The organism is Nonomuraea antimicrobica (assembly GCF_039536965.1).
GTDB lineage: Bacteria > Actinomycetota > Actinomycetes > Streptosporangiales > Streptosporangiaceae > Nonomuraea > Nonomuraea antimicrobica.
Window position 1 is genome coordinate 1 of sequence record NZ_BAAAZP010000133.1, and the last position, 10482, is coordinate 10482.

Annotated in this window: 8 protein-coding genes; 3 read left to right on the forward strand and 5 right to left on the reverse strand. The window is 71.7% G+C overall.

Features of this window, described 5'->3' with window-relative positions:
* The 3 genes from ABD844_RS34300 to ABD844_RS34310 form a co-directional block, all read right to left on the reverse strand.
* Window positions 1-229: hypothetical protein (locus tag ABD844_RS34300; protein ID WP_344887210.1), on the reverse strand; the 229-nt coding region annotated here is incomplete at its 3' end.
* The gene (purB, locus tag ABD844_RS34305; RefSeq protein ID WP_344887212.1) at window positions 226-1656 is read right to left on the reverse strand and encodes an adenylosuccinate lyase; all 1431 of its coding nucleotides are present in this window, start codon (window positions 1654-1656) and stop codon (window positions 226-228) included. The genes purB and ABD844_RS34300, both read right to left, overlap by 4 nt.
* Window positions 1657-1838: 182 nt before the next feature.
* Window positions 1839-5096 carry an efflux RND transporter permease subunit gene (locus ABD844_RS34310; protein WP_344887214.1) on the reverse strand — a complete coding sequence of 1086 codons (3258 nt, stop codon included), beginning with the start codon at window positions 5094-5096 and terminating at the stop codon, window positions 1839-1841.
* 105 nt (window positions 5097-5201) lie between these two features.
* Between ABD844_RS34310 and ABD844_RS34315 the strand changes: the two genes are divergently transcribed.
* Window positions 5202-5654, forward strand: a complete 453-nt coding sequence (locus tag ABD844_RS34315) for a MarR family winged helix-turn-helix transcriptional regulator (protein ID WP_344887216.1) — start codon at window positions 5202-5204, stop codon at window positions 5652-5654.
* A gap of 105 nt (window positions 5655-5759) precedes the next feature.
* Here ABD844_RS34315 and ABD844_RS34320 read toward each other — a convergent pair whose 3' ends face one another.
* The gene (locus ABD844_RS34320) at window positions 5760-8060 is read right to left on the reverse strand and encodes a HelD family protein (RefSeq protein ID WP_425568708.1); all 2301 of its coding nucleotides are present in this window, start codon (window positions 8058-8060) and stop codon (window positions 5760-5762) included.
* 252 nt (window positions 8061-8312) lie between these two features.
* Between ABD844_RS34320 and ABD844_RS34325 the strand changes: the two genes are divergently transcribed.
* Window positions 8313-9074 (forward strand): SDR family NAD(P)-dependent oxidoreductase, encoded by a 762-nt coding sequence (locus ABD844_RS34325; protein WP_344887220.1) that lies wholly within the window; start codon window positions 8313-8315, stop codon window positions 9072-9074.
* A 122-nt stretch (window positions 9075-9196) separates the two neighbouring features.
* Here the strand turns inward: ABD844_RS34325 and ABD844_RS34330 are convergent, their stop codons facing one another.
* Window positions 9197-9667 carry a pyridoxamine 5'-phosphate oxidase family protein gene (locus tag ABD844_RS34330; protein ID WP_344887222.1) on the reverse strand — a complete coding sequence of 157 codons (471 nt, stop codon included), beginning with the start codon at window positions 9665-9667 and terminating at the stop codon, window positions 9197-9199.
* A gap of 273 nt (window positions 9668-9940) precedes the next feature.
* Between ABD844_RS34330 and ABD844_RS34335 the strand changes: the two genes are divergently transcribed.
* Window positions 9941-10482 (forward strand): nitronate monooxygenase (locus tag ABD844_RS34335; protein WP_344887224.1); only part of this gene is annotated, 542 nt, incomplete at its 3' end.

The following is a 10482-nucleotide window of genomic DNA, read 5'->3' on the forward strand; positions in this document are numbered from 1 at the left end:
ACGCCCCCAACTCCCCCAGCGCGAACCCCACCAACTCCACCGCGCACGACACACCACCCCACACCGCCAACCGGTCACCCCGCGACACCCCCGGGCAACCCGCCACCACCGCATCCCCCAGCGCCCAGGCCCGCGCACCCCCACGCAGGCCCTGACCCACCCACATCACCAGATCGTCGTCCCCGCACGCCGCCCGTAACTCACCGGCCGTACGCAACTCCCTGATCACAAGATCGCCCCGGGCCGATACGCCGCCGCCTCCGGATGCGCCGCCACGACCTCACCCACCGCCTGCGACACCGCCTCCACCTGATCAGCCGCCGCACCCGTGAACGACACCCGATCCGCCAGCAACCCCTCCAACCCCGCCCGATCCAACGGGAACCGCTCATCGGCCGCCAGCAGATCCAGCAACTCGTTCGCCGCCCCACGCGAACGCATCGCCAGCGCCGCCGCCAGCGCATGCTCCTTGATCACCTCATGCGCCTGCTCCCGCCCCATCCCCGCCCGCACCGCCGCCATCAACATCTTCGTCGTCGCCAGGAACGGCAGATAACGCCCCAGCTCAGCCGCGATCACCGCCGGGAACGCGCCGAACTCGTCCAGCACCGTCAACATCGTCTCCACCAGCCCGTCGAAGGCGAAGAACGCATCCGGCAACGCCACCCGGCGCACCACCGAACACGACACATCCCCCTCGTTCCACTGATCACCCGCCAACTCACCCACCATCGAGGCGTAACCACGCAACACCACGGCCAGCCCGTTCACCCGCTCACACGAGCGCGTGTTCATCTTGTGCGGCATCGCCGAGGAGCCCACCTGCCCCTCCTTGAACCCCTCGGTCACCAGCTCGTGCCCCGCCATCAACCGGATCGTCCTGGCCAGCGACGACGGCGCCGCCGCCAACTGCACCAGCGCCGTCACCACCTCGAAGTCCAGCGACCGCGGATACACCTGCCCCACACTCGTGAACCGGTGCTCGAACCCCAGATGAACGGCCACCCGCCGCTCCAGCTCCGCCAGCTTGCCCCGATCACCACCCAGCAGATCGAGCATGTCCTGAGCCGTGCCCACCGGCCCCTTGATCCCCCGCAACGGGTAACGCCCGACCAGCTCCTCCAGCCGCCGATACGCCACCAGCAACTCATCGGCCGCCGACGCGAACCGCTTGCCCAGCGTCGTCGCCTGCGCCGCCACATTGTGCGAACGCCCCGCCATCACCGTCGCCTCGTGCGCCTCCGCCAGCGTCGCCAACCGCGCCAGCAACGCCACCACCCGATCACGCACCAGCAGCAGACTGTCGCGGATCTGCAACTGCTCGACGTTCTCGGTCAGATCACGCGAGGTCATCCCCTTGTGCACCTGCTCATGACCGGCCAGCGCGTTGAACTCCTCGATCCTGGCCTTCACATCGTGCCGGGTCACCCGCTCCCGCTCGGCGATCGAGGCCAGATCGACCCGCTCCACCACCTTGCCGTAGTCGGCGATCGCCCCATCGGGCACCGCCACCCCCAGCTCGGCCTGCGCCCGCAACACCGCCAGCCACAACCGCCGCTCAGCGACGATCTTGTACTCGGGGGACCACAGACGGGCCAGCTCCGGCGAGGCGTAGCGGCCGGCCAGGACATTGGGGATACGCGGCTTGGAAGTCACGTTGGACAAGTGTATTCACACAAGACCGGCCGCCCAGCACGCAGACCCCCGCCCGTCGCCGAGAGGTTCTTGAAGGAGGGAACGGCTGTGCGCACCGACCCACGGCCTTTACAAAGTAGATCAACAATACCGGAACGCCCCGGCGGGCCAGGCCCGCCGGGGCGTCGTCACGGAAACGAGGGTCACGCCGGGTGAGCGGCCAGGTCCTCCTTGCCCGCCCCAGTGCCGGCCCCCGCGCCGGCCTGCTCCGCCCGCGGCCCGGACGGCGCCGCGTGCCGCGGCCCCCGGTCCCGCTTGCGGGTCACCACCACGTACAGCGTCGGCACCAGCACCAGCGTCAGCAGCGTCGAGGAGATCAAGCCGCCGATCACCACGATGGCCAGCGGCTGCGAGATGAACCCGCCAGAACCCGTCACCCCCAGCGCCATCGGCGTCAGCGCGCAGATCGTGGCCACCGCGGTCATCAGGATCGGACGCAGCCTGCGCCGGCCACCCTCGATCACCGCGTCCACCACGCTCATGCCCTGATCCCGGTACTGGTTGATCAGGTCGATCAGCACGATCGCGTTCGTCACCACGATGCCGATCAGCATCAGCATGCCGATCAGCGCCGGCACGCCCAGCGCCGTGTCCGTCGCCACCAGCAGCCCGATCGCGCCCGTCGCCGCGAACGGGATCGACACCAGCAGGATCACCGGCTGGATGAAGCTGCGGAACGTCGCCACCATGATCAGGAACACGATCGCGATCGCCGCCAGCATCGCCATCCCCAGGTCGCTGAACGCGTCCGCCTGGTCGGCCGACACGCCGCCGATCTCGTACGACGCCCCCGCGCCCAGCGACAGCCCGTCCAGCTTCGCCGTCAGGTCCTGCGTCACCGCGCCCAGGTTCCCCGCGTCGGCGGCCTTGGCCGACACCGTCGCGGAACGCTCGCCGTCGATCCTGGTCACCTGCGTCGGCCCGGCCACCTCACGCACGTCGGCCACCGACGACAGCTCCACCAGCCCACCGGCCGTCGGGAGCTTGAGGTCCTCGATCGCCTTCACGTCGTCCGGCGCGTCCGCGCCGCGCAGCACCAAATCGCTCGACCGGCCGTCCAGCGTCACCTGACCCAGCGGCGCACCGCGGAACGCCTGCGCCACCGCCTGCCCGATCTGCGCGTCCGACAGGCCGCGCTCGGCCGCCTTCTCCCGGTCCACCACGACCTCGACCCGCGGCGCGCTCGTCTCCAGGTTCGACGACAGGTCACGCAGACCCGAAACCTCGCCCATCGCGGTCTTCACCGCGTCGGTCGCCGTACGCAGCGTCTCGGTGTCCGGCGCCCGCACGATCACGTCGATGGTGTCGGAGGCGAAACCGCCACCGCCCGCACCGCCGACGGTCACCTCGCCCACATCCGACAGGCCCGCGACCCGCTCACGCAGCTCCCGCTCGACCCGCGCGGTGTCGGTGCCGTCGGCCAGCGTGACCGAGTACGACGCCCGGTCCGCGCCGCCGCCCGCGCCGCCCATCATCGAGTTGCCGCCACCCACATTCACCTGGTACGACTCCACGCCGTCCAGGTCCTCCAGCACGCCCTCGACCCGCTCGGCCGCCTTGTCGGTGGTCGCCAGGTCCGTGCCCACCGGCATCCGCTGCGTCAGCGACAGCGTGTTCTGCCCCGAGGAGTCCAGGAAGTTCGTCTGCAGCCCGCCCGCCAGGCCCATCGTCCCGACGAACACCGCCACCCCGATCAGGATGGTCACCAGCTTGAACCGCGTCGCGAACCGCAGCACCGGCAGGTACGCCCGCTGCAACGGCGAGCGCAGCTCCTTGGCCTCGGCCTCCTCACGCTGCTTGCGCGCCTGCTCCGGCGTCAGCTCCGGCGCCTTGAGGAACCAGAACGCCAGCACCGGCACCACCGTCAGCGACACCACCAGCGAGGCCAGCAACGCCACCGCCACCGTGATCGCGAACGGGCTGAACAGCTCGCCCACCATGCCACCGACCACCGCGATCGGCGCGAACACCGCCACCGTCGTCAGCGTCGAAGCCGTCACCGCACCCGACACCTCACGCACCGCGGTCAGGATCGCCTGCAGCTTCGCCTCGCCGTAGGCCAGATGTCGCTTGATGTTCTCCAGCACCACGATCGAGTCGTCGACCACCCGGCCCACCGCGATCGTCAGCGCGCCCAGCGTCAGCATGTTGAGCGAGTAGTCGCCCACCCACAGCACGATCAGCGCGATCACCACCGACAGCGGGATCGACACCGCCGTCACCAGCGTCGAACGCACCGACAGCAGGAACACCAGGATGACCAGCACCGCGAACGCCAGACCCAGCAGCCCCTCCGTGGTCAGGCTCTCGATCGACTGCTCCACGAACGGCGCCTGGTCGAACACCACCGACACCGCCGTGTCCGACGAGTCGCCCAGCGCCTTGGTCAGGTCGGGCAGCCTCTCCCTGATGTCGTGCGAGATCGACACCGCGTTCCCGTCGGGCACCATCGTCACCGACACGCCCAGGCTCGTCCTGCCGTCCGTACGGGTGATCGTCGTCGAGTCGGCCAGCCCGCGCGTGATCTCCGCCACGTCGCCCAGCTTCACCGGCTTGAGCGGCTTGGGCTGCGCCGCCTGAGCCTGTGCCTGTGCGGCGGCCTGGCTCGGCTGGCCGGTCGGCGGGCGGCCCTGCTGGGGCTGCGCCTGGGCCTGCGGCTGCGGCTGCGCGGGCGTCAGATACAGGTCCTTCAGCTTGGCCACCGAGTCGACCCGCGTCCCCACCTGCACGGTCAGCGACTGGCCGTCGGAGGTCAGCGTCCCGGCCGGGATCGGCGTGCCGTTCGCCTTCAGCACGTCCGGGATCTGCGCCGCCGACACCCCCGCCCGCGTCATCTTCCCGGAGTCCGGCTTGATCGTCACGACCTCGTCGCGGGTGCCCGTGACCGACGCCTCCCGTACGCCGTCCACGCTCTGCAACTCCGGCACCACGATGCGGCGCAGCTTGTCGGCCATCGCCCGCTCGTCGCCGCCGTCGCCCACCGCCAGCACCAGCACCGGCAGGTCGTCGGTGTTACCCGCCACCACCTGCGGATCCACGCCGTCCGGCAGCGTCACCCCGTTGACGGCCTGCTGCATCTTGTTCAGCGAGCCCTCGATGTCGGTGCCGTACTCGAAGGCCACCTGGATCTGCGCCAGGCCCTCCTTCGACGTCGAGGTCATCTGCTCCATCCCGGCCAGGCCCTGGAAGGAGTCCTCAAGCGGGGCCGTAACCTGGTCCTCCACGATCTCCGGCGACGCACCGGGATACGCGGCGATCACGAAAGCGCCGGGAAACGACAAAGACGGCAGCAACTGCTGATTCAACTGCGGGATCGTGAACACGCCGAACGCGCTGAGCACGAGCGACACCAATATCACCAGGCTGCGGTTGAGCAGACTCAACCGGGCGAATGCGGACATAGGCTCCCCCTCCAAGAGTTCGCCCCAGACTAACACTTCGCCTCGTACGAATATTTAGAGGAGTCAAGCATTCCTGATAACCTTCTCAGGAAGCGAGAGGTGAGCGTGAGCAACGAACGCGAAGACCTGATCCAGCGGATCACCGAGACACAGCGGAGCCTCGGGCGACTGTTCGCCCAGCAGCACTCCCCGCTGTTCGACTCCAACCTCACCATGAGGCAGCTCAAAGTCATCGTGATCCTGGCCCTGAACGGCTCCGCCTCCGGACAGGACCTCGCCCACAGCCTCGGCGTCGGCCTCGGCACCGTCACCGGCATCGTCGACCGACTCGTCGCCCACGGCCTCGTCAGCCGCCACGAGGATCCGCACGACCGCCGCGTACGCCGCGTCGAGCTCACCCCGGCCGGGACCCGGCTCATCGAGGACATCAACAACGTCGGCAGCGAACACTACCGCCGCATCATGGACCACCTCGACACCGACACCCTGCGCGCCCTCGACCGGGTCACCCGCACCATCCGCACCGTCGCAGAGAAGCTCTCCGCCACCGGCGAATGACCGGGCACGCCACCGGCGAATGGCCAGGCGGGCCACCGGTTCTCCCTGCCGACGACCACCCGGTCCGCTCGGGCCCTCCCCCGGTTCGCAGCCGATCGGCGCCCTTTACGTTGTAGATTTCTCCGCAGGCTCCCGGGAAACCAGGTTCTCCGCGGGCTCCCGGGAGTTCAGGCGGGACAGGACCGGCGGCAGCGCACCCTCGTACACGACCGTCAGCCGCCGCGTCGCCCGCGTCACCGCCACGTACAGGTCCTGGCCGCCCATCGGCGACTGCCCCAGGATGCCCGCCGGGTCCACCACCACGACCGCGTCGAACTCCAGCCCCTTGGCCTGACCCACCGTCAGCACCGCCACCGGCGCGTCCAGGTCACCCCCGGGGAACAGGCCCGACACCCGCGCGTGCAGCGCGTCCGGCGTCACCACGCCCACCCGGCCCTCCCCCGCCGCGGCGCCGATCTCGGCCAGCTCCGCCGCCACCAGCTCCGGCAGCCCCACCGGCCAACCCGCCGCCGCCAGGCGCACCGCCCGCGGCTCGGCCTCGCCCTCACGCACCGACACCGGCGGAACCTGCTCCGGCGCGAACGCCGCCAGCACGTCGGCGGCCACCCGCATGATCTCCACCGGCGTGCGGTAGTTGACCTCCAGCCGCTCCACCCGCCAGCGCCCCTCCAGGTACGGGTCCAGCACCTCGCCCCACGAGCGCGCCCCCGCCGCCGACCCCGTCTGGGCCAGATCGCCCACCACCGTCAGCGACCTGGCCGGCACCCGGCGCATCACCATCCGCCAGGCCATCGGCGACAGCTCCTGCGCCTCGTCCACGATCACGTGGCCATAGGCCCAGCCGCGATCGGCCGCCGCCCGGTCGGCCGTGGTCAGATCGGCGCCGTCGTCGGCATGCCGGCCGGCCAGCACGTCGGCCCGGTCGAAGACGCCCGCCTCGGCCACGCCCGTCGACGTGAGCACCTCCGCCGCGTACAGCTCCTGCTCGGCTTGCTCCGCCCCCGCCAGCCGGGCCGCCACCCGGCGCGCCGAGTCGTCCTCGCCCAGCAGCTCGGCCGCCTCGTCCAGCAGCGGCACGTCGCTCACCGTCCACTCCGCCCCCGGCGAACGGACCAGCTCCCGCCACTCCAGCCCGGACGGCGCCGCCGCCTCCAGCTCCTCCGGCGAGGCCAGCAACCCGGCCACGAACCGCTGCGGCGTCAGCTCCGGCCACAGGCCGTCCACCGCCCGCCGCACCACCGGCTCCTCCCACAGCCGGCGCGAGGCCAGGTCGAGGTCCAGCTCGTCCAGATCGCCCTCCAGGTCCAGCGGCTCGCTCAGCTCCGGCTCACCCTCGACCTGAAGGTCCTCGATGTGCAACGACTCCTCCAGCGCCCGCGCCTCGGCCCTGGCCAGCTCTTTCAGCAGCTCGGTGACATAAAGCTTGCGCGCCATGTTGTGCGGCAGCCGCACCGCCCGCGCCCGCTCGCGCAACCGCGCGCACGTCTCGTGCGGCACCCGCGCCCGCAGCCCGTCCAGCTCCACCACCAGCTCGCCCTCCGGCACCCGCTGACGCCCGCGCAGCGCCTCGGCCAGCAGCCCGGCCATCCGCACGTCGCCCTTGACCACCGCCGCCGCCGGAGCCTCCGCCGCCCGCGCCCGCACCCCCGGGAACATCTCCCCGACCGTGGTCATCACCACCTGCGTCTCACCCAGCGCCGGCAGCACCTGGCCGATGTAGCGCAGGAACATCGGATTGGGCCCCACCACCAGCACCCCGCGCCGCTCCAGCGTGTCGCGGTGGGTGTAGAGCAGGTACGCCGCCCGGTGCAGCGCCGCCACCGTCTTGCCGGTGCCCGGCCCGCCCTGCACCACCAGGGCCCCCTGCCACGAGGCCCGGATCACCCGGTCCTGCTCGCTCTGGATGGTGGCCACCACGTCGCCCATCCGGCCCGTACGCCCCCGGCGCAACGCCGCCAGCAGCGCCGCCTCGCCCACCAGCGTGCGCCGGTCCCCCTCGCTCATCCCCTCCAGGTCGAACACCTCGTCGTCGATGCCGACCACCACCCGGTCCTTCAGGTGCAGATGCCGCCGTCGCAGCAGCCCGCCCGGATAGGCCGCCGTGGCCACGTAGAACGGCCGCGCCGCCGGAGCCCGCCAGTCGATCAGCACCGACTCGTGCTCCTCGTCGCGCAGCCCGATCCGCCCGATGTAGGTGCGCTGCCCCGCGCCCGCGTCGAGCCGGCCGAAGCACAGGCCGCGCTCGACCGCGTTCAACTGCGCCAGCCGCCGCGCCTGCTCCGACGCCAGCGCTTCACGCTCGACCATCGCCTGCCGCGAGCCCGAGCCGCCCCTGGCGTACACCTCGCGCAGCGCCACCCGCGCCCGCTCCCTCGCGATGTCGAGGCGGTCGTACAGCCAGGACACAGTGCGCTGCTCTGCGTCAAGGGCTTGCGCGAGACCATCTTGACGATTAGTCATTCGGTGGTATACTCCTAACGGGAAGTGTGTGAAGGCTTGATATGATGGATGTTCGAGCTTAACCCCGCGCCCTCTCGCGCGCAAACGCTTCCTCTCATCGTGCGCCCCTCTCTCCGGCCGCCCCTCGTACACGTGCCGTGACCGGGCCGCGTGCCCCTGATCCCGCCGGGCGGGGGCCGGGTGCTAGCTTGACCGTCCATGTCGAACTACCTGCGGGAGCTGTTCTCCCTCCACGGCCGGCGCGCGCTCGTGACCGGCGGCAGCTCCGGCATCGGCTACGCCATGGCCGAGGCCATCGGACGCGCCGGAGCCGAGGTCGTGATCGTGGCCCGCGGGGAGAGCGAGCTGGACAAGGCCACCACCCGGCTGCGCGAGCACGGCGTCACCGCCTCCTGGATCAGCGCCGACCTCGGCGAGCGCGACGACGTCCAGCGCGTCTGCGACGACTCCGGCGACATCGACATCCTCGTCAACGACGCCGCCAACAACATCCGCAAACCCATGGCCGACCTCACCCTCGACGACTACGAACACACCATCGCCGTCAACCTCACCGCTCCCTACCTGCTCGGCCGGCACCACGGGCCGAAAATGGCCGGGCGCGGCTGGGGACGCATCATCAACGTCGGCTCCCAGCAGTCGATCAGCGCCTTCGGCAACAGCGGCGTCTACGGGGCCGCCAAGGCCGCGCTCGCCGGGCTGACCCGCTCCCAGGCCGAGGCGTGGTCGGCCGCCGGGGTGTGCGTCAACACGATCATCCCCGGCTTCGTGCTTACCCCGCTGACCGAGCCCGCCCAGGCCGTCCCCGGCCGCGTCGAGGAACTGGCCGCCCGCCACATGACAGGCCGCAACGGCCTGCCCGGAGACTTCACGGGCGCGGCCGTCTTCCTCGCCGGTGACGCCTGCGCCTTCGTCACCGGCCAGATGCTCTTCGTCGACGGCGGCTTCTCCGTGCACTGACCTCGGGGCACCGACCTCGGGGCACCGACCTCGGGTCGCGCACCGGCGCAGCGCGGCGCTTCCGCGCCGCCCGCAGTGCGGACGGCGGCCTGGGCGGCGGCCCGGCGCCTTTACGTTGTAGATCACTCGCGTCGGAACCGCCGCACGCCCACCCCCTCGTGCCAGGACTCGATCACGAGCTCGTTGCCGTCGACCCTGGTCCACACGACCTCGCGCACCTCGATCCGGAACAGGTGCGAACCGGTGCCGGGCAGTTCGAACGCGGCCAGCACCGCCTCGTCGGTGATCTCCACCGCCCGGCCCGCCAGCTTCAGATCGCCCTCCCACGCGGACGGGTCGGACTCCTCGGGGTCGCGGGAGGTCACGTGGATCGCCATGCGCGGGTCGCGCCGCAGGTCGGCGGCCTTGACTGCGCGCGCCATCGACCCCGTCCACAGCTCCCCGTCACGCAAGCTCGTCTCGACCCCGCTCACCCGGGGCGAACCGTCCTTGCGCAGCGTCGCCAGGACCTTGTGGGTGTAGGAGTCCATCAGCCGCCGCGCGACCTTCGCCAGCTCGGGCGCCTGCCGCTCAAACTCTTCCCATGAAGCCATGCCGCCATCATGGACGTCGCCACCGACGAAATCGCCGCGGCAGCGTTCGTGACAGCGTTCGTGACAGCGTTCGTGACCGCCGGTTTACCGGCGTCAGCGCACCTCTCGACGGTCGGCGGCGCATCGGCGCCCGCTCATGGGGCAGGTGCCCGCCAGGTGGGCGCGCAGTGCGCCGCCGGGCACCGGCCGCCGAGGTCCCGCGCGGCCGGCAGGCGGAGGTTACGCTGGCCCCGCGGCGCCCACGGCACCCGTGGGGCGGGTGAGGGGGACGCGATGATACGCACCTGGCTGAGCGAGCGGTTCGGGCTGGAGGTCCCGCTGGTCGCAGCCCCGATGGCGGGGGTCGGTGACGGGCGGCTGGCGGCGGCCGTGTCCGCGGCGGGGGCGCTCGGCATGTTCGGGCCGCCTCCCACCGCCACGGCCGCGTGGATCGCCCAGCAGGCCGGTGTCGCCGCGGCGGGCGGGCGGCCGTACGGGATCGGGCTGATGGCCTGGGCACTGCGCGACAACCCCGCCCAGCTCGACGCGGTGCTGGAGGCCCGGCCCGCCCTGGTGTCGGTGAGCTTCGGCGACTTCGCCCCCTACGTCGAGCCGCTGCGCCGCGCCGGGATCACCGTCGCCGTCCAGGCGGGCACCACCCAGGAGGCCCGCCAGGCCGAACGCGCCGGTGCGGACGTCGTGGTCGCCCGCGGCGGCGAGGGCGGCGGGCACGGCCGCGACGAGGTGGCCACGCTGCCGCTGCTGCAGGGCGTGCTGGCCGCGGTGAACGTCCCGGTGCTGGCCGCGGGCGGGCTGGCCGGCGCCCGCGGGCTGGC